General features: G+C 56.1%; 20 protein-coding genes and 1 riboswitch. Of the genes, 9 read left to right on the forward strand and 11 right to left on the reverse strand.

The window, feature by feature from the left end; all coding sequences use genetic code 11:
• The 4 genes from DOLE_RS08805 to DOLE_RS08820 are packed head-to-tail and all read left to right on the forward strand — an operon-like array spanning position 1 to position 3,400.
• Positions 1-255 carry a hypothetical protein gene (locus DOLE_RS08805; RefSeq protein ID WP_012175133.1) on the forward strand — a complete coding sequence of 85 codons (255 nt, stop codon included), beginning with the start codon at positions 1-3 and terminating at the stop codon, positions 253-255.
• A 56-nt stretch (positions 256-311) separates the two neighbouring features.
• Positions 312-1,070, forward strand: a complete 759-nt coding sequence (locus tag DOLE_RS08810; protein WP_052294282.1) for a nucleoside phosphorylase — start codon at positions 312-314, stop codon at positions 1,068-1,070.
• Positions 1,055-3,103, forward strand: a complete 2,049-nt coding sequence (gene ligA, locus DOLE_RS08815; protein WP_012175135.1) for an NAD-dependent DNA ligase LigA — start codon at positions 1,055-1,057, stop codon at positions 3,101-3,103. The genes DOLE_RS08810 and ligA overlap by 16 nt, the downstream gene beginning before the upstream one ends.
• Positions 3,104-3,118: 15 nt before the next feature.
• Positions 3,119-3,400, forward strand: a complete 282-nt coding sequence (locus DOLE_RS08820) for an acylphosphatase (RefSeq protein ID WP_012175136.1) — start codon at positions 3,119-3,121, stop codon at positions 3,398-3,400.
• Between the two features lie 106 nt (positions 3,401-3,506).
• Here DOLE_RS08820 and DOLE_RS08825 read toward each other — a convergent pair whose 3' ends face one another.
• The 3 genes from DOLE_RS08825 to smc all read right to left on the reverse strand — a co-directional run bounded on the left by DOLE_RS08825 (position 3,507) and on the right by smc (position 8,918).
• On the reverse strand, positions 3,507-3,779 hold the full coding sequence (locus DOLE_RS08825) for an HU family DNA-binding protein (protein ID WP_012175137.1): 273 nt from the start codon (positions 3,777-3,779) through the stop codon (positions 3,507-3,509).
• 338 nt (positions 3,780-4,117) lie between these two features.
• Positions 4,118-5,263, reverse strand: a complete 1,146-nt coding sequence (gene ftsY / locus DOLE_RS08830; protein WP_012175138.1) for a signal recognition particle-docking protein FtsY — start codon at positions 5,261-5,263, stop codon at positions 4,118-4,120.
• Between the two features lie 40 nt (positions 5,264-5,303).
• A complete protein-coding gene (smc, locus tag DOLE_RS08835; protein ID WP_012175139.1) occupies positions 5,304-8,918 on the reverse strand; it encodes a chromosome segregation protein SMC in 3,615 nt (1,204 codons plus the stop codon).
• Between the two features lie 688 nt (positions 8,919-9,606).
• Here smc and DOLE_RS08840 point away from each other — a divergent pair.
• Together DOLE_RS08840 and DOLE_RS08845 are read left to right on the forward strand one after the other, a co-directional pair.
• A complete protein-coding gene (locus DOLE_RS08840; protein ID WP_012175140.1) occupies positions 9,607-10,374 on the forward strand; it encodes a glycosyltransferase in 768 nt (255 codons plus the stop codon).
• A complete protein-coding gene (locus DOLE_RS08845) occupies positions 10,374-11,159 on the forward strand; it encodes a glycosyltransferase (protein WP_012175141.1) in 786 nt (261 codons plus the stop codon). The genes DOLE_RS08840 and DOLE_RS08845 overlap by 1 nt, the downstream gene beginning before the upstream one ends.
• A 15-nt stretch (positions 11,160-11,174) precedes the next feature.
• On the opposite strand, the gene DOLE_RS08850 is transcribed toward DOLE_RS08845, so the two are convergent.
• Both DOLE_RS08850 and DOLE_RS08855 read right to left on the reverse strand, forming a co-directional pair.
• On the reverse strand, positions 11,175-12,227 hold the full coding sequence (locus DOLE_RS08850) for a radical SAM protein (protein ID WP_012175142.1): 1,053 nt from the start codon (positions 12,225-12,227) through the stop codon (positions 11,175-11,177).
• Between the two features lie 27 nt (positions 12,228-12,254).
• Entirely contained in the window at positions 12,255-12,521 is a 267-nt protein-coding gene (locus tag DOLE_RS08855; protein WP_041280455.1) for a hypothetical protein, read from the reverse strand.
• A 181-nt stretch (positions 12,522-12,702) separates the two neighbouring features.
• On the opposite strand from DOLE_RS08855, the gene DOLE_RS08860 reads away from it, so the two are divergent.
• Positions 12,703-13,410 carry a Bax inhibitor-1/YccA family protein gene (locus DOLE_RS08860; protein ID WP_012175144.1) on the forward strand — a complete coding sequence of 236 codons (708 nt, stop codon included), beginning with the start codon at positions 12,703-12,705 and terminating at the stop codon, positions 13,408-13,410.
• A 65-nt stretch (positions 13,411-13,475) separates the two neighbouring features.
• On the opposite strand, the gene arfB is transcribed toward DOLE_RS08860, so the two are convergent.
• The 6 genes from arfB to DOLE_RS17335 form a co-directional block, all read right to left on the reverse strand.
• Positions 13,476-13,898: an alternative ribosome rescue aminoacyl-tRNA hydrolase ArfB gene (gene arfB / locus DOLE_RS08865; RefSeq protein WP_012175145.1), complete on the reverse strand. Its 423-nt coding sequence runs from the start codon at positions 13,896-13,898 to the stop codon at positions 13,476-13,478.
• 34 nt (positions 13,899-13,932) lie between these two features.
• The gene (gene lepA / locus DOLE_RS08870; RefSeq protein ID WP_012175146.1) at positions 13,933-15,729 is read right to left on the reverse strand and encodes a translation elongation factor 4; all 1,797 of its coding nucleotides are present in this window, start codon (positions 15,727-15,729) and stop codon (positions 13,933-13,935) included.
• A gap of 114 nt (positions 15,730-15,843) precedes the next feature.
• On the reverse strand, positions 15,844-16,818 hold the full coding sequence (locus DOLE_RS08875) for a rhomboid family intramembrane serine protease (protein WP_012175147.1): 975 nt from the start codon (positions 16,816-16,818) through the stop codon (positions 15,844-15,846).
• Between the two features lie 34 nt (positions 16,819-16,852).
• The gene (nadC, locus tag DOLE_RS08880) at positions 16,853-17,689 is read right to left on the reverse strand and encodes a carboxylating nicotinate-nucleotide diphosphorylase (RefSeq protein ID WP_012175148.1); all 837 of its coding nucleotides are present in this window, start codon (positions 17,687-17,689) and stop codon (positions 16,853-16,855) included.
• Between the two features lie 127 nt (positions 17,690-17,816).
• The gene (locus tag DOLE_RS08885; RefSeq protein WP_012175149.1) at positions 17,817-20,471 is read right to left on the reverse strand and encodes a valine--tRNA ligase; all 2,655 of its coding nucleotides are present in this window, start codon (positions 20,469-20,471) and stop codon (positions 17,817-17,819) included.
• 304 nt (positions 20,472-20,775) lie between these two features.
• Positions 20,776-22,761 carry a midas domain-containing protein gene (locus DOLE_RS17335; RefSeq protein ID WP_012175151.1) on the reverse strand — a complete coding sequence of 662 codons (1,986 nt, stop codon included), beginning with the start codon at positions 22,759-22,761 and terminating at the stop codon, positions 20,776-20,778.
• Positions 22,762-22,967: 206 nt separating this feature from the next.
• Here DOLE_RS17335 and DOLE_RS08895 point away from each other — a divergent pair, with 206 nt between their 5' ends.
• Both DOLE_RS08895 and DOLE_RS08900 read left to right on the forward strand, forming a co-directional pair.
• Entirely contained in the window at positions 22,968-23,705 is a 738-nt protein-coding gene (locus DOLE_RS08895; protein WP_012175152.1) for a 16S rRNA (uracil(1498)-N(3))-methyltransferase, read from the forward strand.
• Positions 23,706-23,849: 144 nt separating this feature from the next.
• Positions 23,850-23,927, forward strand: a riboswitch (cyclic di-GMP riboswitch).
• An 86-nt stretch (positions 23,928-24,013) separates the two neighbouring features.
• Positions 24,014-26,254, forward strand: coding sequence for an Lcl C-terminal domain-containing protein (locus DOLE_RS08900; protein ID WP_012175153.1), 2,241 nt, complete (start codon positions 24,014-24,016; stop codon positions 26,252-26,254).
• Positions 26,255-26,298 lie beyond the last annotated feature (44 nt).

Here is a 26,298-nt window from a genome sequence, read left to right on the forward strand (position 1 = left end):
ATGCCCTTTGAACCGGAAAAAGACAAACTGTTAAAAGAGTGGAAGTGTGAAGAAACCGGCCTGATTGTCTCCATCAACCAGTATGCCAATGGCCAGCCCAAGGTGCAGATCGGCCCGCGCATCCTGAAAAAACAGGACGGCACGGACCGGGCCCCGGCAAAAGCGGGCCGCCTGTCAATGGAGGATATGTCGTGGCTCTACGACATTATTGATGAGATCAGGGACGAACTGGCGGCCCGGGTGCGCCCGGAATAGTTTTTCACCACGGGAGATTTTTCACATCTTGCCGCAGTGGCAACAGGAGAGCGGTGGTGACACCCCCTGACAACGGTATTCTTTCCCCGTTTCCCATGCATACCGACCGGGTAGAGCCCCTGGCTGTTCTGGTGGCCAACCAGGGGGACCTGCACGCCCTGTGCGACCACCTGGGCCTGGCGGACAGAAACGGGGCCTCCTTTTTCATGAGCCGGCTTTACGCTGACCCGGCCGGCCCTGGCCGGCGACCTTTTTGCCTGACCGGACCGGTGCTGGGGGCCGCCTATGCCGCGTTGCTGGCCGAAACCCTTATCGCTTCCGGCGCCGCAACCCTTATTTTCTGGGGCTGGGCCGGCGCCATTGCCGACAGCCTTTTCACCGGCGACGTGCTGGTGCCCTCTGCCGCCCTTGCCGATGACGGGGTCACGGCCGCCTATCTAGAAGATTCCGCTGCCGGTATCAGCGACGTCCCCACTGTCTCACCCGCGTCTGAAGCCACAACGGTTGTTACAACGGCCCTTGAACAGGAAGGGATTCCCTTTTCAAGTGCCCCTGTATGGACCACCGGCGCCATTTTCCGGGAAACCCCGGCCAGGGTAAAGCGATTCAGAGAAATGGGAGCACAGGCCGTGGAAATGGAGACATCGGCCCTGTTTGCCGTGGCCCGGTTTCGGAACGTGAATGCCGCGGCCCTGCTGGCGGTGTCGGATGAGCTGTTTTCCGGCACATGGAAGCCGGGTTTTTTTGAGCCCCGGTTTCTTGAGACACGAAAACAGTTATGTAACGCAATGGCCCGACTATGCACAACACCTTAGATAAATCCGAGGCCAAAGAGCGCGTCACCTTTCTTCGAAACGAGCTCCACCGCCACAACCATCTTTATTACATCAAGGACGCGCCTGAAATTTCAGACGCGGAATATGACCGCCTGTTCAGGGAGCTGGCCGAGCTGGAAGCCCTGCACCCGGACCTGGCCGATCCCGCGTCCCCCACCGCGCGCGTTGGCGCGCCGCCCACCGGGGATCTGGCCACCGTGACCCGGACCATTCCCATGCTGAGCATCAGCAACGCCTTTGCCGATGAGGAGCTGTTTAAATTTGACGAGCGGGTGCGGCGTTCACTTCAGACCGGCGATCCCGTAACCTACCTTGCTGAGCCCAAGCTGGACGGCACGGCCGTGGAGCTGGTGTATGAAAAGGGCCGCCTGGTGATGGCCGCCACCCGGGGGGACGGGGTCACCGGCGAGGTGATCACGCCCAACGCCAGAACCATCGGCTCCGTGCCCCTGCACCTGACCGGCGATGCCGTTCCCATGCCCAACCTGCTGGAGGTGAGGGGCGAGGTGGTGATGACAAAAGAGGGGTTTGAAAAACTCAATGCCCTTCGCCTGGAGCGGGACGAACCCCTGTTTGCCAATGCCCGCAATGCCGCGGCCGGATCGTTGCGGCAGCTGGATTCCCGCGTTACCGCGTCCCGTCCCCTTACGCTGATCGCTTACGGCATCGGGCGGTTTTCGGAAATTGACGCGATTTCCACGCAGCACGAAATCGTGACCCGGCTGGCCGATTTCGGTTTTAAGACCAACTCCCATGTACGGTGGGACCTTGACATAAAAGGTGTTATCGATTTTTATCGTTTTCTTGAAGGCATACGGCCCTCGCTGCCGTACGACATTGACGGCATGGTGGTTAAGGTAGACCGCCTTGACTTTCAGCGCACCCTGGGTGCTACGTCCCGCAGCCCCCGGTGGGTGATTGCCTACAAGTTTGCCGCGTCCCAGGAGACCACACGGCTGGTTGCCATTGATGTTCAGGTGGGAAGGACCGGCGCGCTGACCCCGGTGGCCCTGCTGGAACCGGTCACCATCGGCGGCGTCACCGTCTCCCGGGCCACCCTGCATAACGAAGACGAAATCGCGCGCAAGGACATTCGCGTGGGTGATGCCGTGCTGGTGCAGCGGGCCGGAGATGTGATTCCGGAAGTGGTCCAGGTGATCACCGGCCGGCGGACCGGGAATGAAACACCATTTCAAATGCCGGCTACCTGCCCGGTTTGTGGGACACCGGTGGTGCGCGAACCGTCCGAGGCGGTGACCCGTTGCGTCAATGCCGCCTGTCCGGCCCAGGTCAAGGAACGGATCAAGCATTTTGCCGCCAAGGGAGCCTTTGATATTGATGGTCTCGGCGACAAGCTGGTGGACCAATTGGTAGACCGGGGCATGATTGCTTCCTATGCCGACCTTTTCACGCTGCGGGTCGAAGATCTGGAATCCCTGGACCGCATGGGCTTCAAATCCGCGCAAAACCTTGTGGCCGCCATTGAAAAGAGCCGGCATATAACCTTTGACGCGTTTCTTTACGGCCTGGGCATGCGCCATGTCGGCGCCCACGTGGCAACGCTGCTGGCCCGGGCCTTTCCCGGCATCGACCAGTTGGCCGAGGCGGCGCTGGCAGGACAACTGAACTCGATAGACGGTATCGGTGGCGTGATTGCCGAAAGCGTCAAAAACTTTTTTTCAAATCCTGAAAACCGGCAGACAGTGGACAGTTTGATAAATCACGGCGTTGCCCTGCAATTTCCCGAAAAAGAGGCAGCCACGGGCCACGAGATGCCGCTGGCGGGAAAAACCTTTGTGCTGACCGGCACGCTGGAAAAAATGACCCGGGACCAGGCCCGGCAGCGCATTGAGGCGGCCGGGGGCAAGGTGACCGGTTCGGTGAGCAGCCGGACCGATTACGTAGTGGCCGGCGAGGCCCCCGGTTCCAAGCGGGACAAGGCCGAGGCCCTGGGCGTGGCCATACTGGATGAGGCTGGTCTGCTCAGTCTGCTTGAGCCGGGTGAGCGGTAAAGGAGGGTGCTGTCAATGGAAGAAAAAGTGCGCGTTCACGCGATCATTCAAGGCCGGGTGCAGGGGGTGTTTTTCAGAAAGGAGACCCAGCACCAGGCCACTGCCCGGCACCTGACCGGATGGGTGAAAAACCGGGCCGACGGCAGCGTGGAAGCGGTTTTTGAAGGCAGGCGGAAAGATGTGGAGGCGGTGGTCCGGTGGTGTGAACAGGGCCCGCCGGCCGCTGACGTGGTCCGGGTGGAAGCCGTGGAGCAGCCGTATACCGGGGAGTTTGGCGCCTTCCTGGTTACTTATTAAAAACGTCATCCTTCAGAAAGCACCGGCTGACGCGGGGCACAAAAAGATAGCGGGCTGCTCCGCGTGGAACAGCCCGCCATCAAGCGAGGAACGTCGGGAAAGAAACCTAGATAGCGTCTTTCAGTTTTTTGCCGGCCTTGAACTTGACTACGTTGCCAGCCTTGATTTTGATGGGCTCACCTGTCTGAGGATTACGGCCTTTGCGGGCCTTGCGGCGCACCTTGGAGAATGTTCCGAAACCAACCAGGGTCACTTTGCCTTCTTTTTTCTTCAGCGCTTTTGATACGCCGTCCATGAAGGAATTTAATGCCGCACCGGCGGCAACCTTTGAAATACCGGCTTCCTTCGCCATTTTGTCGATTAATTCTGACTTTGTCATAATCTTTCCCCCACTGTTTTGGTTGACGTTTTGGTGTTACCGGTTCCTCTTGAATAGCAAGTTTGCACCGATCAAACCCCAATGTCAATAGATTTTTCAAAGATTCGCGCATTTTTTCAAAATTTTTTTTTTGCGAATCCTTTGTATGGTTGCGTTTCCCATGAGTGATTCATCGGAACAAGTAAAAACAGTGAGCGGAAACCGATGAAGAGGTGCGGATGCCCGCCGGTTAAGAGACCGGCAATATCCGGCGGGCCTCTTCGCAAACCCTTAACCGGCAAGGGTTTGCGAAGGAAGGCCGTGGTTGCTTGAAATCAAAGGGACAGGAAGAACAGGGGCTAGAACATGGCGTCCAGAAAGGCACGGGGGTCGAAAGGCTGCAGGTCCTCCACCTGTTCGCCCACGCCGATATACTGAATGGGAATGCCGAAGGAGTGGCGCAGGTTGATGGCGATGCCTCCCTTGGCCGTGCCGTCCAGCTTGGTCAGCACGATGCCGGTAACATCGGCGGCCTTTGTGAACAGCTCGGTCTGGGAGATGGCGTTCTGGCCGGTGGTGGCATCCAGCACCAGCAGGACCTCGTGGGGTGCATCGGGCATTGTTTTGGACATGGACCGCTTGATCTTTTTCAACTCCTCCATCAGGTTGACTTTGGTGTGAAGCCGGCCCGCGGTATCAACGATCACCACGTCAACGCCCCTGGCCCGTGCCGCCTCCACCCCGTCATAGGCCACTGCCGCGGGATCCGAGTTTTCCCGGTGCTTGAGAATATCCGCGCCGGTCCGGTCGGCCCAGATGGAAAGCTGTTCAATGGCCGCGGCCCGGAAGGTGTCGGCCGCCACCAGCATCACCTTTTTGCCGTTCGCGCGGTGGCGGGCCGCCAGCTTGCCGATGGTGGTGGTTTTTCCCACGCCGTTGACACCTATCACCATGATCACGTGAGGTGTGGCAAGCGGCCGGGTTGCTTCGTCCGTGGGCCGGTCGTCTTCCAGGTAGGGCAGGATCATCTCTTTTATGGCTTCTTTGAGGTGATCGGGGTCCGTGATTCCGGCGGCCTGTTTTGAAAGCCCGGCAATCAGTTCGGTGGTTGCCTTGACACCGATGTCCGCGGTGATCAGCAGCTCCTCCAGATCTTCCAGGGTCTGATCATCCAGCTTTTTGCCGGGCACAAACAGCTTGTCCACATCCGTGGTGAGAAACCGGCGGGTTTTTTCAAGGCCACGCCGAAGCCGGCCGTAAAAGCCGCTCTTGGGCTCAGAAAAATCGGCGGCAGGGGCAGGGGAGGGGGCTGTTTTATTTTCCGCTATCGCGTCTGCGGGTTCCTCCGGTTCCGTGTCTTCAACTGCGGCGGGGGGCGGCGGGACGGCTTCGGGTATCTCTTCAGGAGACCGTTCTTCCGGTTCAGGCGCCTGCTCCGGTTCCTGGTCGTCCTCGGGAATTTCTGCTTCTGTTTTTTTTCGTTTTTTAAAAAAAGAAAACGCCATGCCGAAAAATCCTTTGCTGCTTCTGCTTTCTTGTTCCTGCTCAGTTCAAATGGGCCGATTCAGGCGCCTGCTGTGGCGTGGTTTCCCTGGTGAGGTCCACGGACACAATCTTTGAGATGCCCTTCTTTTCCATGGTCACCCCCAGGAGGCTGTCGGCAAACTCCATGGTTTTCTTGTTATGGGTAATCATGATGATCTGTGATTTTTCACCGATGATCTTCAGCAGTTCATTAAATCGGTAGATATTGGCTTCGTCAAGGGGCGCGTCGATTTCATCCATCAGGCAGAAGGAGGTGGGCTTGAGCAGAAAGATGGAGAAAATAAACGCGATGGCGGACAGGGCCTTTTCTCCGCCGGAAAGCAGCGAAAGACGGGTCAGCTTTTTGCCCGGCGGGTGGACCATCATCTCCACGCCGGTCTCCAGTGGCTTTGAAGGATCGGTCAGCACCAGTTCTCCGGTGCCGCCTTCAAACAGGCGGGGAAAGACCTCGGCCATCTTCTGGTTGATACTGTTGAAGGTCTCCAGAAACCGTTCCTGGGAGACCCGGTTGATCTTGTTGATCACCTTGTGCAGGTCTTCAATGGCTGTCACCAGGTCATCGTGCTGCTGGGTGAGAAAGTCGAGCCGCTCCTTCTGCTGGTCGAACTCCTCGATGGCGCTCATGTTTACATCTCCAAGGCGTGCGATCTTTTCGCGCAGGGTGGTCAGCTCGGCCTCCATCTCTTCGGCGCTCTTATCCAGTTCTGCCAGCAGGGGAATATACTGGCCGGCCGCCGCCTCAAAGGCGGTGCCGTAACGCTCCTCAATGCGGCGCTCCAGGTGCTCCCGCTGAAGCCTTCGGTCGGTCTGTTCCATCTCCAGGTAGCGGATCTTTTCGGCGTTCTCGTCCCGCTGGCTGCGAATCTCGGCAAACCGCCGGTCGCTTTCAACGATTTTCGCGGCGATATTTTCATAGGCGGCCTCGTTTTCCGCCAGCGCCTCCTCAAGCCCCTTTAACACGACATAGTGTTCCCTGAGCAGGGCCTCCTGCTTTTCAATGTCGTTGCAGATGGCGGTTGCTTTTTCCCGTTTGACCCGTATGTCAATGGTGATCTGCTCCAGCCGGGCCGCGCCCTCTGTCTGAAAACGTTTCAGCCGGTCAAGGGTCTTGGCCGTGTTTTCAAGCTCCGCGTGGGAGGCGGTGTATTTAAGCCGCAGCTCCATGGATGCCTGGCTCAAAGATTCGTAGGTTTCGGAAACAGTGGCCAGTTCGTGGTTAAGACCGGCGATTCTCTCCTCGGTATCGGTAATCGCCTGTCTTGCGTCCTGAAGGGAACGGCTGTAAGCAACGATCTCGTCGTCCATCTCGCTCTCTTCGCCTTCCAGTTGCTGCTGCTCCACCTCAAGAATTTCCAGGCGATGGTCGGCATGCTTCAGCTCTTCTGAAACGCGGTAAAGCGACTTTTCAAGTTCCAGGTGGCCGGCCCGGGCCTGGTTCCGGTCGTTCTTGATTTTCTGCAGGTCCTCTTCAATCTCCCGGACCACCGCCTCAAGAGCGGCCTGCTCTTTTTTTGCCTGGTCTATTTGCCGGTCCATGTCCGCCATGGCGGATTCCAGGTCTTTTATCTCCTGCTTCTTGGCCAGGATACCGGACAGTTGGTCCTTACTGCCGCCCACCAGAATGCCCCGGTCGGTGATCAGGTCGCCGTCCAGGGTAACCACCGGCCGCCTGCCGGACCCGTTGCTGCTGTGCCACAGGGCTGTTGCGGTCTCCAGGTCCGGAGCCAGCAGCACATTACCGATCAGGGCGTGGACCATTTTTTCATACCCGGTTTCCACGGCCAGGTGGTCCACCAGCCGGTCGGCATGCCCGTTACCAGTAATGGCGCTGATATCGATCTCCTGGTTTAAAACGGAAAGGGGAATAAACCCGCTTCTGCCGGCCTGGTCTGTTCGCAGGGATTCGACCAGCCGGGCCCCCTGGTCGTGGGTCTCTACACATATATATTGAAGGGCTTCACCCAGCACCGCTTCGGTGGCGGTTTCATATCCCGGCTGGGGCCGGACCATATCCGCCGCAATGCCCAGAATGCCGTCCTCGGCAGCCCGGCCCGCCGCGTTGCGCATCAGTGCCTGGACCCCGTCCTTGTACCATTCAAAATTATCGTCCATCTTCTTGATGGCCGAATGGCGGGATTTGATCCTGTTCCGTTCCATGTCCAGGGTGTGGACCCGCCGAATGGTTTCGGTAAGGGCCTTCTGCCGGTCATCCAGTTTTCCGGAGACCACCCGAATCCGTTCCTCCATCTGTTCGATGGTGTCGGTTGACCCGGCCATTTCGTTTCTGATCTGCTCGGCCTGGTTCCGAAGGCGGGTGGCGTTGCGTGCGGCCGTGGTTTTCTCGTTACCGATTTCAGCCCGGCGTTTTTTTAATGCCTCCTTGTTTTCCGCCACGTTCTGACAGGAACTGTGGTACCTGGCCTCCTCGGCGGTAAACCGCATCAGGCTGGCCTTGGCGCTTTCCAGCTGCCGGCCGGTCTCTTCACGGGTGGTTTTAATCTCCTGCAGCTCTTCCTGCTGCCGGGCCAGCTGCTCACGTACCGTCTGGTTCTCTTCGGTGATGCGCCGGTAGGAGACGTCAGCCTCAGCGATCTCGGTCTCAACAACGGCCTGTTTTTCATTCAGGCTGACCTTTTCCGCCTCAAAACCGGCGGCCTCTTCCTCCAGCCGCTGCCGCTCGGTGCGCAGGTGAGTCAGTTCATTTTCCGTCTTGTCGATCTTGCGCTGAAGCTCGAATTTGCGCTCTTTCTGGCCCGATATCTCGCGGGACTTGGCGTCCCGTTCCAGTTTAACGGTTTCAATGGCGGCGTCCAGGCTGCCGATGCGGGATGCGTGTTCGTTGTCCAGGTCCTTGAGGGAGGCGAGCAGGGCGTCGGTCTCCGTGATTTTATCGGTCAGGGCGTTGTGGTGGATCAGGGAGACCAGCATATCCAGTTCTTTTTTGCGGGCCTGGTACTCCTTGTGGCGCAACGCCTTTTTGGCCTGGCGGTCCAGGCTGTTCATATTGCGCTGCACCTCGACCATGATGTCCTTGATGCGCAGCAGGTCGTTGTCCGTGGCCCGAAGTTTGCGAAGGGCCTCTTCTTTTCGTGTTTTGTATCGGGTGACGCCGGCGGCCTCTTCGATAAACATGCGCCGCTCTTCCGGGCTGGCATCGGTAATGGCCCCGATATTGCCCTGCTGAATGATGGAGTAGGAGCGGGCACCCATGCCGCTGCCAAGGAAAATATTGTAGATATCCTTGAGCCGGCAGGGCTGCTTGTTTAATAAATATTCTCGCTCACCGGACCGGTAGAGCCGGCGGGTGATCATGATTTCGGTGAGGTGGCGGAGCTCCTCCGGGGCCGAGCCATTGTCATTGGCCAGCACCAGCGAGACCTCGGCCATATTGACCGGGGCCTTTTCATTGGAACCGGCAAAGATCACGTCATCCATGGATTTGCCCCGAAGCTGCATGGCGCTCTGTTCACCCATGACCCATTTGAGGGCGTCGATGATATTGCTTTTGCCGCAGCCGTTGGGGCCGACAATGGAGAAGATGCCCGGTGGAAAGCTGATGGTGGCCTTTTCCGGGAACGACTTAAAACCGTTGATTTCGAGTCTTTTGAGACGCATGGCAAAACCCCTCCTGCCGCATGCGGCAAAATGCAGTTTTGTGGGATTGATAACCGGCTTGCAATGGTGATCTTTTTTTAACAGGGAAAACCCGGCTTGTAAAGAAAAAACACAATAACAGGTGGAAAAATATTCTGAGTGACACAATATGTAGTGGAAGAGCCGGTCGCCAAAGTAGGGGCGTCGTCAAAAAAATAAACATTCAATTAAAATGGAAGGTTTTAGTATTTATATGTTTAAAATAACAGTTAATAATTATTATAAAGAAAAAATTTTAATGACAGATCCCCGGTTGTTTATCCAAATCGCTATCGCTATCGGTATCGAAATCGAATTGGATCTACGGCCTTGTTCTCAAAGATTATTTTTCTTTCTGCCTATGCGCGTACTTTTATTGAAAGTGACGGTTAGAGAAAGCAACGGTTGCTGGAGGGGGCGATTGCGATCCCGATAGCGATACCGATTTCGATTATAAATTGTCCATTCACGCTGGATGATGGAACAGAGAGAGGGCGCCCTGAGAACCCTGTAAACCCTGAACCGCTGGGGCTTTGCCCCTTTTAAAACGTCTGATAAGATATATTATGTAAACTTTTTATAAATGGAAATATATATCATCCGGAAAGAACTGCCCTGCCGCTTTATTTAAATTTGCAATTGATAAAAAAGCCGTGTACATCAGGATGACATGAACACCGAAAAACCACTGGTATCTGTTCTTACCACTGCCTATAACACGGAAAAATATATCGGTGCGGCTATTGAGAGCGTTCTGGCTCAGACCATGACCGACTTTGAGTTTGCTCTGAGAGATGACGGGTCAACCGACAGCACCCTGGAAATACTCAAGGACTACGCAAAAAAAGACGCCCGCATCAAAATATTTTCCGGTTCCAACACCGGCATGGCCGCCGGCACCAACGAACTGATCAAAAAGGCCCGGGGAACTTTCATCGGCCTGCTGGACAGTGACGACCTGCTGGCCCCTACCGCTCTTGAAGAGACGGTAAAGGTTTTTCAGGCCATCCCTTCAGCCGGCATGGTGTACACGGATCATTACGACATGGCCGAAGACGGCACCGTCAGGGGGCTTGGGTTTCGCTGCAGGATTCCCTACTCCAAAGAACGGCTGCTGATTGATATGATGACCTTTCATTTCAGAATGTTCCGGCGTTCAACCTTTGATATAGTGGGGCTGCTGGATCCCAGCCTGGAAGCGGCACCGGACTATGATCTCTGCCTGAGAGTCTCCGAGCAGTGTCAGATTGTTCATCTGCCCAGGCCCCTTTATTTATACAGGGTCCATGACAAATCCATCTCCACCTCCCAAAGGCTGGACCAGATAAATGAATCGAAACTCGTCGTGGAACAGGCTTTGAAACGGCGGGGCCTGGACCGGGAGTATGAACTCTTTGTTCAGCTTTCTTCAAAATTTACCCTGGTGAAAAAAGCCTGATGAAAGCGACTTCATCCCCACCGAAAGTCTCCCTGCTGACCCCCGCGTATAATAACGGGGCGTATATCGAAGAGACCATTAAAACCGTACAGCTTCAAACAATGGAGGATTTTGAATATATTGTAAGGGATGATGGTTCAAGTGATAATACCCTGGAAATAATAAAAAAATATTCTGAATCTGACCCCCGGATACAGGTCATTGCCGGAAATCATGCAGGAATTTCCAAAGGCCTTAATGAAATGGTCGAGTACTCCCGGGGAGCATATATCGGCTTTCTTGACGGTGACGATCTGCTGGCCCCCACCGCCCTTGAGGAGACGGTGGCCGCGTTTGAGGCCAATCCGGATGCCGGCATGGTCTATACCGACTACCTTGAGGTTTCACCGGATAACCGGCAGTGGCGATATGGAAAACGGTGCGCCGCCCCCTACTCTCCGGATCGGCTGCTGGTGGAGATGATGATTTTTCATTTCCGCATGGTCCGGCGAACTGTTTTTGACCGAACGGGCCTGTTTGATCCGGAGCTCGACATGGCGTGGGACTATGACTTCTGCCTGCGGGTTTCAGAAAATTTTCCGATCGTCCACCTGCCCCGGCCCCTTTATAAGTACAGAGTTCACGAACAAAACGCGTCAACAAAAATGGGCTACGAACAGATTGATGCCTCTCGAAGGGCTGTGGAAGCGGCCCTTAAACGGCGGGGCATGGATGATCAATACCGGCTCAAAGTGGAAATATTTTCAAGATTTCAGATTCGAAAAAAGAAAAAGACTCCGGCATAGCGTAAAAAACTGCTCTTATTGCCCGGACCCTGGCGGTGTTAAACGATGGTGATGGATCAATGCTTTTTTGAGTTTTAACCCCGCGGCCCCCAGGCCGACAATGGCGTCCGTGTCATTTGTTGCGGGTCCGGGATCTCTGGGCTCCACCAGCCCCATGCTGCGCTGCCGCACATACTTTTTCTGAAGCACCGCAAAGTTTAAAAACTCCTCCTTACACCGGCACGCTGCCCTGTGCGTGCATGCTTTTGGCGTTTTGTATAAACTTTCTGCCAGATGAAAATCCGGGTCCAGAACATGGCCAAAACGAACGGGATGACCGGCACCCTGCCCCAGGGGCCCGCATGGCGCAACATAACCGTTTTCAAGAATACGGATAAAGGCTTGGCCCGCGTGACACGCCTGGCCAAAAGGGGTTATGGCGGCGGTCAGGTGCATGGCCAGCACATCCGGCCATTGATAGAGCCGGGAGACAATATCCGGCCGTTCATGCACAATCGGAATATTCTGTTGAAGATACCCCAGGTCAACATGGACCTTCAGCCCTTCTTCCAGGCAGCGATCCCGCATTACCAGAACGGCTTGCAGTGTCTGGGGAAACAACAGCAGGTTGATAATCACAAGCGCGCCAAGGGATTGGGCGAAAAGCGCGCCCTTTAAAATTGTTTCCGCGTCGCACTCGGTTGCATGGTAGGTAATCCACAACGTAATCCTGTCTGCTTCGGCCCGCTCGGCAAATGGCCCATACTCCTGTAAAAGCCTTGAACCATTGGTGACCAGTTCGACAAAACGGATGTTGGCCCGGTGGGAAAGCCATGCAGCACCTTCGAGAAACGCGTCACAGAGAAAAGGCTCCCCAAAGGTCTGCAGCCGCACCCCTTTTTCAAAACCGGATTGCGCGGCGATCCACTCTATTACCTTTTTATAAAGAGCGGCGCTCTCATTACCGGCCCACATTTTACCTTTATGGGCGGAGCGAACAAGACCGGCGGCGCAATACGGGCAGTTGAAATTGCAAAGGGTCTGATCACAGCAGTACCAGACGTCAAGCGGGGGAAGAGGCGTTGTCATTTGTCATGTGCCGTTTCGTTAAAAAGATCACCCCTTGTATTTGTCCAGCATCTCGCGAATGGCCGGAACGATGTAAACATTGTCCAGGTTCTGGCGGCCCAGGCACTCGGCAAGGTTTTCGGTTTTCTCCCGGATCGGCAGCCGCTTGTCCATGACAAAAAGATCCTGGTCCTTTACCCGGCAGAGCCCGCTGGTAACATGAATGCCGGCGTTGCGCAGGTTGTGCTCCTTGACGGCAATGCCCAGTTTTTCGGCAATGGTTTTCAGTTCATTATACAGGTTATCCGGTCTCATGGGCCCCTTCTTCATTGATATGACAACACATTTTTTGTGCGTCCGGGTTTGTTTTCAGCCCGTTTTCCTGCCGTATTGGCTTGAAAAGCGGCCAGAAGCTGTTATATTAGGAACATTAAAAATTTGCAAGTCAGTCAGTTGAAACCATACAGGATGTAACCTTTCTCAGAGGAGCGTGAAAATGGCAGAACCGATTCAGGCAAGAGCAACCCAGACCCAGGTTGTGGTCAACACCTTTATTCGCAGCGTGTATAACTGGATGGCCGTTGGCCTGGCCCTTACGGGCTTTCTGGCCTACTACGTGGCCCACAACGAAACCATGCTGCGCATTGTATTCGGAAACCAGGCCCTCTTTTTCGGTCTGATTATCGCCGAACTGGGGCTTGTCTTTTACTTAAGCGCCCGCATTCAGAAAATTGAGGCCACAACAGCCACGGCCCTTTTCATTATTTACGCCATGTTAAACGGCGTAACCCTTTCATTTATTTTTATCGCCTACACCGCCGCGTCGATTGCGTCCACCTTCTTTGTGTGCGCCGCCACCTTTGGGGTGTGCAGTATCTACGGCATGGTCACCAAAAAAGACCTCACCTCCGTGGGCCAGTTCATGTTCATGGGCCTTATCGGCATCATTATCGCGTCCGTGGTCAACATCTTTCTGCGCAGCCCGGCCATGAACATGATCATCAGCTATATCGGTGTATTTGTGTTTGTGGGCCTCACCGCCTACGACACCCAGAAGCTCAAGCACATGGCCCTGACCCAGCCCGAGGGGCTGGACCCGGCAGTGGCCAGAAAAGGCGCCATCATGGGCGCCCTGACCCTCTATCTTGACTTTATCAACATGTTTCTGTTCCTGCTGCGCATCCTGGGAGCATCGCGGGATTAAAACCCAACACTTACTCTACAAAAGCAAAAAGGGGATCGCCGTGGCGGTCCCCTTTTTTATTACACCTATTCTTCTCCCCGTACCCTGCCCCGCCGCTGTTTTACCCTTCCCCGGTAGACCTTTTCATCCACTGTCCGCCGCTTGGAGGCTTTTGTGGGCGCAGTTTTCTTTCGCGCCCGGGGCACAACCAGGGCCCTGGCAACAAGGGCCACCAGCCGGTCAATCGCGTCCTGCCGGTTTTTGCCCTGCTCCCGGAACCGCTTGGCCTCGATGACCAGCACCCCTTCTTCGCTGATCCGCCGGCCCGCCAGCTTTATCAGCCGGTTTTTCACCGGCCCCGGCAGGGATGGGGAGTGGGCCACATCAAACCGCAGTTGAACAGCGGATGCCACCTTGTTCACGTTCTGGCCCCCGGGACCTGAGGCCCGGATGAACTTGAAGGTCAGTTCGTTTTCATCAATGGCAATGTTTCGGCTGATGGTCAGCATGCGTCACACTTTTCTGCAGCGATTGAGACGGGGATTACGTCTGGTCGCTCTTGAGCACGGCCAGGAAGGCGGACTGGGGAATGGCCACCTTGCCGATGGTCTTCATCCGCTTCTTGCCCTTCTTCTGCTTTTCCAGAAGTTTCCGTTTTCGGGAGATGTCGCCGCCGTAGCACTTGGCGGTCACGTCCTTTCGCAGGGCCGATATGGTTTCCCGGGAGATGATCTTGCCACCGATGGCGCCCTGAATGGGAATCTTGAACATCTGGCGGGGGATTTCTTCAGAAAGCATCTTGCACGCGTGCCGGGCCCGCTCCACGGCCTTGTCCTCATGGGCCAGCTGGGACAGGGCGTCCACCCGCTCGCCGTTGACCAGAATATCCAGTTTGACCAGGCGAGAATCCCGGTAGTCCAGCATCTCGTAATCAAAGGAGCCGTAGCCCTGGGTCACGGTTTTGAGCTTGTCGTAAAAATCGTACATCACCTCGGCCAGGGGCAGCTCAAACACCATCTCCATGCGACTCCCGGTCAGGTAGTGGTACGTGGTGCTGATGCCCCGCCGCTCCATGCACAGGGTCATGACCGCGCCCATGTACTTGTCGGGAATAATGATAGAGGCCTTGATAAAAGGTTCACGGGTGGTCTGAATCAGGGTGGGATCCGGGAAAAGTTCCGGGTTGTCGATAAACATGGAGGTGCCGTCGTGGTACACCACCTCGTAGCGCACCGTGGGGGCCGTGATGATCAGGGACTGGTCGTATTCGCGCTCCAGCCGCTCCTGCACGATCTCCAGGTGCAGAAGTCCCAGAAACCCGCACCGGAAGCCGAACCCCAGAGCCAGGGAGGATGTTTTTTCATACACCAGGGAGGCGTCGTTGAGCTTGAGCTTGTCAATGGCAGTGGCCAGGTCTTCGTACTCGTCGGAGCCGATGGGAAAGATGGAGGAAAAGACAACGGGCTTGGCCTCCCGGAACCCGGGCATGGCGGCCGCGCACCGGTTGGTTTTCAGGGTGATGGTGTCGCCGCACCGGGTGTCGGAAAGCGACTTGATGCCCGCGATGATATACCCCACCTCCCCGGCGGCCAGCACTTTGCGCGGCTTGCGCACGATCTGAAAGATGCCCACCTCCTCCACCTTGTAAACCGAGTCGTTGGACATGAACATGATCATATCACCGGGTTTGACCTTGCCTTCGAAAACACGGACATGAATGACGGTGCCCCGAAAATCATCGTAGGTGGAGTCGAAAATCAGGGCCTGAAGCGGGGCCTCCAGGTTGCCTTTGGGCGGCGGCAGCTTTGCCACGATGGTTTCCATCAGGTCCTCGATGCCGACGCCCTCTTTTGCCGAGACCTTTACCGCGGCACTGGAGTCCAGGCCCAGGTCTTCTTCTATCTGTTCCATCACCCGTTCCACGTCCGCGGAGATCAGGTCGATCTTGTTGATCACCGGAATAATCTCCAGGTCATGGTCAACCGCCAGGTAGAGGTTGGCAACGGTCTGGGCCTCCACACCCTGGCTGGCGTCGATCAGGATAAGGGCCCCCTCGCAGGAGGCAATGGCCCGGGAGACCTCGTAGGAAAAATCCACGTGTCCCGGCGTGTCGATCAGATTAAGGGAGTAAACCGCCCCGTCTTTGGCCTTGTACGGCAGACAGATGGTCTGGCTCTTGATGGTGATGCCCCGCTCCCGCTCCAGGTCCATGGAGTCAAGAATCTGGTCCCTGAAATCACGGGCCGCCACAATGCCGGAGACCTGAATCAGCCGGTCGCTTAAAGTAGACTTGCCGTGATCGATGTGGGCGATGATGCTGAAATTACGAATACGGTTCATTAACTGCTCTTTTCATAAAAATCTCTATAAAAGGTTATGTTTTTCTTTGCGCCTTTGCATCCTGGCGAGAGATCTTATGTTTCTCGCAAAGCCGCAAAGATAATGATTTGTATCTTACATGAAATTGACCTTTAAAAACAGGTCTCCTCTGGTGCCGTCGGAAGCGATCCTTCCCAGGCCTTTTAACCGGAGGGTGGCGCCGGGTTTTGTGCCCGGCGGTACCGCCACTTTGTAGAGCCGGGATTGAAAGCCCCAGGGAATGTTCACGGTCTTGGTGGCGCCGGTCACCCCTTCCAGGCTGGTGATGGTGATGTCGCCGTACAGGTTGGGCTCGTTGCCCGGTCCGGTGGGGTGAATCACCTGAATGCGGGGACTTTTTCTTCTTGTAGTGATGTTTTTCGGCCTCTCCGAAAGGGCCTGGGCCGGCATGACCTTAAACATTCTGAGCAGCACAATGCCGGCCACAAATCCGCCCACGTGGGCCCACCAGGCCACACCGCCCCCGGCGATACCGCCGGAGGAACCGGCCGCGCTTAACACCTGCATCACAAACCAGAACCCCAGAAAGAAAAAGGCCGGGATTTCAAAAAACAGCGGAATAAACAACAGGGGCACCAGGGTCAGCACTTTTGCCCTGGGGTAGAGGATGAAATAGGCGCCCATCACCCCGGCGATGGCGCCGCTGGCTCCCACCACCGGAACCGTGGACTGAATGTTGGGAATCATGTGGGCCAGGCCGGATGCCAGGCCGCAGAGCAGGTAGAAAGCCGCGTACCGGCCATGGCCCAGCCGGTCCTCAATATTGTCGCCGAAAATATAGAGGACCCACATGTTGAACAGGATGTGCCAGAACCCGCCGTGCAGAAACATAAAGGAGAGAAAAGAAAACGCCTGCTGAAAAAAAGAAAAGTAAGCGGCCATTTCCGGCACGGAATAGCGGGCCGGCACCAGCCCGTAAAGATAAAGGAACTCGTCAAAGCCACTGCCCTGCCCCAGTTCGATCAGAAACACCACCACGCAGATGCCGATGATGGTGTTATTGACCACCGGAACGGTGCGGGACGGGTTTGAGTCACGAATGGGCAGCATTTACACTGTCAAACCAAGGAGGTTGCAAGCGGGGTCACTTTTCGGCGGCAATTCGCATGCTCAGGTCCACGGCCCGGGCCGAGTGGGTCAGGCTGCCCATGGAGATGATATTCACGCCGGTGTCGGCCAGTGCCCGCAGGTTCTCCCGTGCCACGGAGCCGGACACCTCTACCAGTGCCCGGCCGGAAATGGTGTTTACCGCCTGCCGGATCGCCTCCATGTCCATGTTATCCAGCATGATCACATCCGCGCCGGCCTCAAGTGCCTGGGCCACCTCATCCTGATTAGAAACTTCGATCTCGATTTTTACCAGGTGATGAACCGCTGCCCTGGCTTTTGCCACGGCCTGAGCAATACCGCCGCAGGCAGCGATGTGGTTATCCTTGATCAGGACACCGTCAAACAGGCCCATACGGTGGTTGGCGGCGCCACCCGCGCGCACCGCGTACTTTTCCAGCACGCGCAGGCCCGGCGTGGTTTTCCGGGTGTCCACCAGGCGCACCGTTGTTCCGGCCAGTTCATCAACGCAGGCCCGGGTAAAGGTGGCAATGCCGGAGAGCCGCTGAAGGATGTTCAGGGCCAGGCGCTCACCCTTGAGCAGGGCCTGCATGCTGCCTTCCATCTGCATCACCTTTGTGCCGGTCTTTACTCTGTCGCCGTCCGTGGCCATGAAGAGGCAGGCCATTTCCGGGTCCAGGGTCTCAAAAACCGCGGCCGCCGCGTTCAGGCCGGCGATCACCAGGTCCTCCTTGGCAACAATATACCCCCGGCCCATGGCCTCGGCATCGATGAGCGCGTCCGTGGTGATGTCACCGGCGCCAATGTCTTCAGAAAGACCGCTTTCAATAATATATGGGATTAATAGTTCCATATTAACACCTTTAATTGTTTATACGTTACGCCTGAATCGAAATCGGGATCGCTATCGGAATCGAAACCAACAGCCCATTACCAATTCCGTACAACCGCTTCGAATACCCATGCGCCGGTGCGGCGGATCAGACAAACGCCCGAATCCGCTCATGGGCCGCCTTGAGCTTGGCCTGTTTTTCGGTCAGTTCGCCGGAGGTGGCCTTGACGGCGTCTACCACCGAAGCCGGGGCCTTTTCCAGAAACCCGCTGTTGGAAAGCTTTCTGGTCACCCCGTCCAGCTCCTTTTCCACCTTTGCCAGTTCTTTTTCAATGCGGGCCAGTTCTGCGGCAAAATCGATCACTCCTTCCAGCAGCACGTAGACCAACGCCTCTCCTACAACTGAAACGGCCGCGTGCCCGGGTTTTTCACCGGACGGGGCAATGGAAAAGGATGCCAGCCGGGCCAGGTTGATGATCATCTCCTGCTGCTCTTCCAGGTGCCGGTGGACCGTCTCATCCGCCACATGGACCACCACGTCCAGGTTTTTTGAAGGTGGAATGTTCATCTCGCCCCGCACGTTGCGAATGCCGGTGACCACGTCAATGACCAGGGCCATGCGGGATTCGGCATCGACATCAGATCCTGTGCCGCCGGCGCCGGAAAATGAGGCCTTCATGATCGACCCCTGGGTTCCGGGCAGGGCGTGCCATATCTCTTCGGTGACAAAAGGAATGATGGGATGCAGCAGGACAAGGGTGTCACGCAGCACGTGCCAGAGCACCTGTTTTGTCTTTTCCTTCTGTTCTTCCCCGTTTTTCCCGTAAAGATCGGGTTTGGCCGCCTCCAGGTACCAGTCGCACAGTTCGTGCCACACAAACTGGTAGAGGGCGCCGGCGGCATCGTTGAACCGGTAGGTGTCCAGGGCGTCGGCCGTGCTTTTTCGGGCGTTATCCAGCCGGGAAAGAATCCACCGGTCGGCCAGGCCGGCATTCGCGGGCGGCGGTTCCTCGTATCCCCGGTCCACGTGCATCATGGCAAACCGTGCCGCGTTCCAGAGCTTGTTGATAAAATGGCGATACCCCTCGATGCGGCTTTCGGAAAGCTTGATGTCCCGGCCCTGGGCCGCAAAGGCGGTAAGGGTGAACCGCAGGGCGTCGGCCCCGTACGTGTTGATGATGTCGATGGGGTCGATCACGTTGCCCGTGGACTTGCTCATCTTCTTGCCCTCTTCGTCGCGCACCAGGGCATGAATGTAGACATCGTGAAAGGGAATCTCCTTCATAAAGTGAAGCCCCATCATCAGCATGCGGGCCACCCAGAAAAAGAGAATGTCAAACCCGGTGACCAGCACGCTGGTGGGATAGAAAGTCTCCAGCAACCGGGTCCGGTCGGGCCAGCCCAGGGTGGAAAAGGGCCACAACGCCGAGCTGAACCAGGTGTCGAGCACGTCGCTCTCCTGGACCAGGTCGGTGCTGTTGCAGGCGGTGCAGGCGGTTGGCGTCTCTTCGGCCACGATCACCTCGCCGCAGGCCTGGCAGTACCAGGCCGGAATCTGGTGGCCCCACCATATCTGCCGGGAGACGCACCAGTCCCGAATGTTGTTCATCCACTCATAATAGGTCTTGGTCCAGGTGTCGGGCACAATACGGGTCCGGCCCTGCGCCACCGCCTCGATGGCTTTTTCGGCCAGGGGCTTTACGGCAACAAACCACTGTTTGGAGAGGTTGGGCTCAATCACGGTCTGGCACCGGTAGCAGGTGCCCACGCTGTGGGTGTAGTCTTCAACCTTTACCAGCAGTCCTTCGGCTTCTAATGCCGCCACCACGGCCTTGCGGCAGGCAAACCGCTCCAGGCCGGCAAACCGATCGCCTGCGGCTTCAGTCATAAACCCCCGGTCATCAATCACCTTGATGGTGTCCAGGCCGTGGACCCGGCCCAGTTCAAAGTCGTTGGGATCGTGGGCCGGCGTTACCTTGAGCGCCCCGGTACCAAAGGCGGTGTCCACGTACCGGTCCTCGATCACCGGAATGGTCCGGCCGGTAAGGGGCAGCAGCACCTTACGGCCCTTTGCGTGGGCATACCGTTCGTCATCCGGGTTTACCGCCACAGCGGTGTCGCCCAGCATGGTTTCCGGCCGGGTGGTGGCCACCACAAGCCCCTGGCTGCCGTCTTCAAAAGGGTAGTGAATATGGTAGAGGGCGCCCTGGCGCTCGTCATAGGTCACTTCAATATCGGCAATGGCGGTGTGGCACCGGGGGCACCAGTTGATCAGGTATTCACCCCGGTAGATCAGCCCTTCCCGGTGAAGGCGGACAAACACCTCGCGAACGGCCCTGGAGAGACCGTCATCCATGGTAAACCGCTCCCGGTCCCAGTCGCAGGAGGCCCCCAGCCGTTTGAGCTGGCGAATGATGGTGCCGCCGTACTCCTTGCGCCATGCCCACACCCGGTCGATAAACGCCTGCCGGCCAAGGGCGTGGCGGTCCGTGCCTTCGGCCATCAGCTTTTTTTCCACCACGTTCTGGGTGGCAATACCGGCATGATCGGTGCCCGGCACCCAGAGCACGTTGTCTCCGCACAGCCGCCGGTAGCGGCAGAGAATGTCCTGAAGGGTAATGTTCAGGGCATGGCCCATGTGCAGCATGCCCGTGACGTTGGGGGGTGGAATTACAATAGAGTAGCCGGGTCTGCCATGGCCCTCCTCGCTTGCGGCAAACAGTTTTTCCTTTTCCCAGAAGTCATACCACCGCTGCTCCACACCCTGGGCCACATATCCCTTGTCCAGTTCACTGCCGCTCATCTGTTTTGCTCCACATACTCAAAATAATAAGAGAACCCCGAAAAATTTTATTTCACCGCAGAGACGCAAAGCACGCAGAGAACAACAAGGGCATTGCGCGAAAAAAAATGGTCGCGTTGCCGCAAGGCAAAACACAATCCTCTGGGCTCTTTGCGCCTTTGCGGTGCAAAAAGAAACCCCGCTAAAACCAACACTGCGTTTTTTAGAACGGGCAGGCGCCCGTATGTGCCAATAAAAAGGGGATTATTCACTAATCCCCCTTTTTTTTCAATAATTTTTGAAGGCTGCAAAAATTTAAAAAAGCTTATTCATCGCCGGTCACCAGTTTCTTTAACCGATCAATCTCTTTTAAAATGGTCTTTTCCAGGACCTGCTCAATCATCTTTTCAAACTTCTCCGCATAGACCTCTTTGATAACCTTGGCCAGGGCCGCTTCAAGCTGCTGCTCGCTGAGAAGGTCACCGCCCGATTCCGAAATCTGGCGCCTTACGCTGTCGTGCCAGGCATGCATGGCATCAAAATTAAAATCCGTGGGCTTATCCACCTCGCGCCGGTTATGAACATGGACCGAGACCCTGGCGGCCCGCTGCAGCCGAATCTCTTCTTCTTCCGGCGAAACCGACCCCACTTCTGAAAAATCCAGGGCCGAATGAAGCGCATGATCCAGTGTTTTGTCAAACGCTCCGTTTTCCTCGACCGCGCTTTCCGGATTCGCCTCCTGAACACCGGTGTCTGAAATGTCGTCCAGCTCGACGGTATCGGTAAACTCAAGCATCATGTCGTCGTCCGGTCGCTCTCCGGCAGAAGCGGCCATCCCTGCTTCTACCTCATCCGTTTCAGCGGCTTCAGCCAGATCCAGGAACCCCGCGCTGGTTTCTTCCTCGCTAAGCACAATGGAGACCTCGGACACATCTTCCTCTCCGGCCACAGGCTCCAGCTCGGCGGTCAGGTCCAGAACATCCTCTTCTTCTTTGGCGGCCTCTGCCACCAGATCCAGAACATCCTCTTCAACAGCCCTCCCTCCAGATTGAGTGGAGGGTGCTGCCGCTGGTTCTTCAACTTCTTCTTCCTGAACCGGGGTTTCGGTTGCTTCAGCGGCTTTTTCGGTCAGGTCAAGTATCTCTTCTTCCTCGTCATCCACTGTATCTGTCAGCTGCACCAGTTCATCATCGTCTTCTTCGGCAACAGCACTCTCTGTCTCTTCGGTCAGATCCAGAACATCCTCGTCCGTGTCCTCCACCATCGATTCCGCCAGGCCAAGGATTTCCTCTTCTTCCGAGTCAGAGGTCTCTTCTACCAGGTCAAGCACCTCGTCCTCTTCTTCAGGCGTCTCTTCTGTAAGGTCCAGAATCTCTTCCCCCTCATCTTCACCTTCAGATTCCTCGGTCAAGTCCAGAATTTCGTCTTCCTCGTCTGGGGCTTCTTCGGTCAGATCCAGGACCTCGTCCTCTTCCTCTGCAGCTTCTTCCGTTAGATCAAGAACTTCGTCATCTTCTTTCGCCGCCTCTTCTGTCAGGTCAAGAATATCCTCGCCCTCTGCAGATTCTTCAGTCAGGTCCAGAATTTCGTCGTCTTCATCCCCGGCTTCCTCCGTCAAGTCCAAAACCGCGTCCTCTTCTTCAGAAAACTCTTCGGTCAGATCGAGGATTTCGTCATCCTCTCCGGCATTTTCGCCGGCAGGTTCGGTCAGGTCCAGGATGTCGTCTTCATCCTCCACTCCGCCCAGCCCCAGTGTACCTTCGTTTACATCATCTTCTTCCACGGCCTCGGTCAGGTCAAACACCTCTTCATCATCTTCGGCCATGATATCATCAATGTCCACGGTCTCTTCGCCGTTGCCCATGTCCATCATCACGGTTTCGGTCAGCTTGAGAAGCTCTTCGTCTTCATCCGCCTCTACTGTCAGGTTGAGCGCGTCTTCCTTGTTGACGTCGTAATCGTCCATGCCGCTTGTTTCAGTCAGCTCCAGCAGGTCTTCGTCATCCACGTCCCCATCCGTGTCGAATGCGTCTTCATCAACATCATCATCCGCGTCGTCGGTCAGATCCAGTATTTCGTCATGATCCGATCCGTCATCCACAATATCGGCCAGGTCCACGGTCTCCCCGTCATCCTCTTCGGACGCCACCACAATCGTCTCCTCGGTCAGTTCCAGAATCTCCTGGTCATCGTCGGTTTCGTCAAAAAAGTCCGGGATCTTCGGACTGGCCTGTTTTTTCGAAGCCTGCGCCCCCTTTTTTTTCTGATTTGCCTTTCCCGAAGGCCGGCCTGATTGTTTGCTTTTGCTCATGTCCCCTCTCATGCGGGTGCAAAAATCGTGCTGATTGAAAAGGTCTGATTTTTCTGGATACACTTACCAGTTCAGTGACTTTGTGTCAAGGTATTTGAGCCCTTGCGCCCACATTGCGACAGTGGTAAATCGTTGTCGCGGGGCGTAATTGAAAAGCATGATTCGGCCTGATACAATGCACATCACCATCCTTGACAGAGGAGCGCATGAGACGATTCTTTATTGACGCGGCCGCGGCCGCGGGTGCCATCTGCCCCATCACGGGGCCGGACGCCAACCACATCAAAAACGTGCTTCGCATGAAGCCCGGCGACGCAATATGGCTGTTTAACGGCGCGGGTATGGAATTCAAAGGCGTCATTCACTCCGTTGACAGCGAGGCTGTCACGGTGGAAATCACCGGTGCCTTTTCCTGTGCCACGGAATCCCCGATCCGCCTGACCCTGGCCCAGGCCTTTCTCAAGGACAAAAAGATGGACGCCCTGGTGCGCCAGGCCACAGAATTGGGCGTCACGCGATGGATACCGGTGTTTACACAGCGGACCATTCCCCGGCCCGATGCCAGGCGGGTGTCATCAAGAATGGAACGGTGGCAGGCCATTGCCGCCGAATCCCTGAAGCAGTGCGGAAGAGGACGGCTTCCGGAAATTGAGCCGCCGATCCTGTTTGAGGACCTGCTCTCCCGGAGTGATGACTGGTCTTTGAAAATCATTTTTGCCGACGCTAAGGCACCGGGACTGAACGACACGCTACCCTCTCAGGAGGCTACCGTCCGCCGGGTGCTGGTGATGATCGGGCCGGAAGGCGGGTTTACGCCTGAGGAAATCGACCGCGCGATAAAAAAGGGGTTTATCGCCGCAAGCCTTGGCCCCCGCATCCTGAAGGCCGACACCGCCACTGTTGGAGCCTGCGCTATTGTGCAGCACCTGCTGGGCGACATGTAGCCCGAAGCCGCTCTTTTCTTTCCCGGTTGGAATTGTTCTGTATGCTTTCGTAAAAACATGGCCTCTCCATAATATATTTTGTTTTGCGGGAAAAATTGTGGTATAAAAATGTTAAACAACATTTAAAAGCTCTAATCATTCAATTCATGCTAAAGCCAAACTCCGGGCGACCGGAGGACGGAAAGCAACGGGTCTTAATATAAAGACAGCCGGGCTGCCATGAAGATAAGGTATTTCAAGCCGGGCTGTCTCTGAAACCAGGACAGTCCGGCTTTTTATTTTAGCGGATAAAGGGGAAGGAGGGTGAGATGAAAACCAAAAACCAGTTTTACCTGATTTTGTCCCTGGCCATGGTGGTGATCTTCTGGCCGATAGCCGCTTTCCCGGCAGCCCCCTTTCCGGTGCCCGATACCGGCCAGGCCACCTGCTATGACGCGGATGGCAATGTGCTTGATCCCTGCCCCGCAGAGGGTGAAAATTTTTACGGCCAGGATGCACAATACACCATCAACCCACCATCCTATATCAAACTGAATGCAAGCGGGCAGGCACTGGACGATGACGCCACCGACTGGGTTATGGTAAAAGACAGTCTGACCGGCCTGATCTGGGAAGTAAAAACCGATGACGGAGATATTCATGACAAGGACAATAGATATAACCTTGCGGCCGCTCTTTCTTTTATCGCCCAGCTAAATACCGACCAGTTCGGCGGATATACTGACTGGCGTCTGCCGACAAGGTTGGAACTGACTTATATTGTGGATTACAGTTACTGCGATCCCGCCATTGATATCAATTATTTCCCGTTCACCACTTATGATTTCGACTGGTCATCGACGCCAAGACCCAATGACGAAACAACCCCTTCATGGCAGGTCGAATTTTTCTATGGCCATGACTCTTTTGCTTCTCCTGCAAACACCGTAAGCGTACGTGCTGTTCGCGGAGAAGCGATTGGGTCGGCCAGCCTGGTTGACAACGAGGACGGTACGATCACGGATGAAAGTACCGGCCTGATGTGGAACAAGTTTACTGCCGATTTGAACGATGACACGGTTATTGATACAAATGACAAAATGGACTGGCGGGAGGCGCTGGCCTGGTGCGAAAGCCTGGATCTGGCCGGCCATTCCGACTGGCGTCTGCCGACCATCAAGGAATTGAAATCGATAGTTGACTCCGGCACTGACGCACCGGCCTTTGATACAACCTTCTTCCCGGATACGGTGCCGGACAATTTCTACTGGTCATCGACAACCTATGCCTCTTCCAAGGATGTCGCATGGGGCATTTTGTCTATGTCTGGCTGGAGCCGCTGGTTTGACAAATCCAGTTCATATTATGTACGCGCAGTCCGTGACGGGCAGGACGAAAACATCCCGCCCACGGCCGATGCCGGAGAAGACCGTGCTGTCATGGAAGGCACCGTGGCGGCGCTGGACGGTTCCGGCTCCTTTGATCCGGATGACGGTATTGAGACATACGCATGGGAGCAGACCGGTGGTTCGGCGGTGACCCTGTCCGATGAAACCGCCGCCCAGCCGACCTTTACGGTTCCCGCCGGCATTCTCGGGCAGACCCTGACCTTTGCGCTGACGGTCACCGATTATGCCGGGGCAAGCGATACGGACAGCGTCACCCTGACCGTGACGGAGTTTGCCTGCATCACGCTGCCGGACAAGCCGTTACTGATCTCTCCGTCCGACGGCGCCGTCAATGTCAGCCTGACCCCGACGTTGCAGGCCGACGCATACAACGATCCGGGCGCGTGCAGCACCCATTTTAAAACCCGCTGGCAGATCAGCGACCAGGCCGATTTCTCCGGCCTGACCTATAACGCCAACACCTTTGGTGCTGCCCTGACCTCCCACCAGGTAACCAAAATGGTGCTGGAACCCGCTACCACCTACTACTGGCGGGTCAGGTACTGGGGCGACCACGGCCTGAAATCGGAGTGGTCCGACGTGTGGACCTTTACCACCGCATCGGACAACCGGGACGCCAACGGCAATGGTGTGCCGGATGACCAGGAGTCTTCCCCGAATACCGATATCAACGACAACGGCACACCCGATTCGGAAGAGACCAGCCTCAGGGCGTTATTGACGGCGGACGGGACCGCCGATATCGGCCTGGAGTTTGGCAAGGATATTCTGGCCATTGCCGTTGAAGCCATGAGTGAAACCGAAATCAGCGGAGACCTGTCCGGCGACTTTCCTTACGGCCTGATCGGCTTCAGGGTGAACACCGCCACACTCGGCGCAACCGTCAACTTTACAGTTTATATGGCGGACAGGGCACCGGACAGCGCCTTCTGGTATAAGTATGACAATGTCAATGGCTGGTATGACTTTACCGGGCAGGTGACCTTCAGCGCCAACCGGAAATCCCTGTCATTTACCCTGACGGACGGCGGTACCGGAGACGCGGACGGGGTGGTTAACGGTGTCATTGTTGATCCCGCCGGCCTGGTTGTGGAAACGGTCGTGCCCTCCGGCGGGGGCTCCGGATCGGGCTGTTTTGTTGAAACAGTAACCGGGTTTTAAAAAGAATGGCGATATATCAGAGATTCGGCTTAAAACCTCTTGAC

Origin of the sequence: Desulfosudis oleivorans Hxd3 (assembly GCF_000018405.1) — a bacterium.
Taxonomy (GTDB): Bacteria; Desulfobacterota; Desulfobacteria; order Desulfobacterales; family Desulfosudaceae; genus Desulfosudis; species Desulfosudis oleivorans.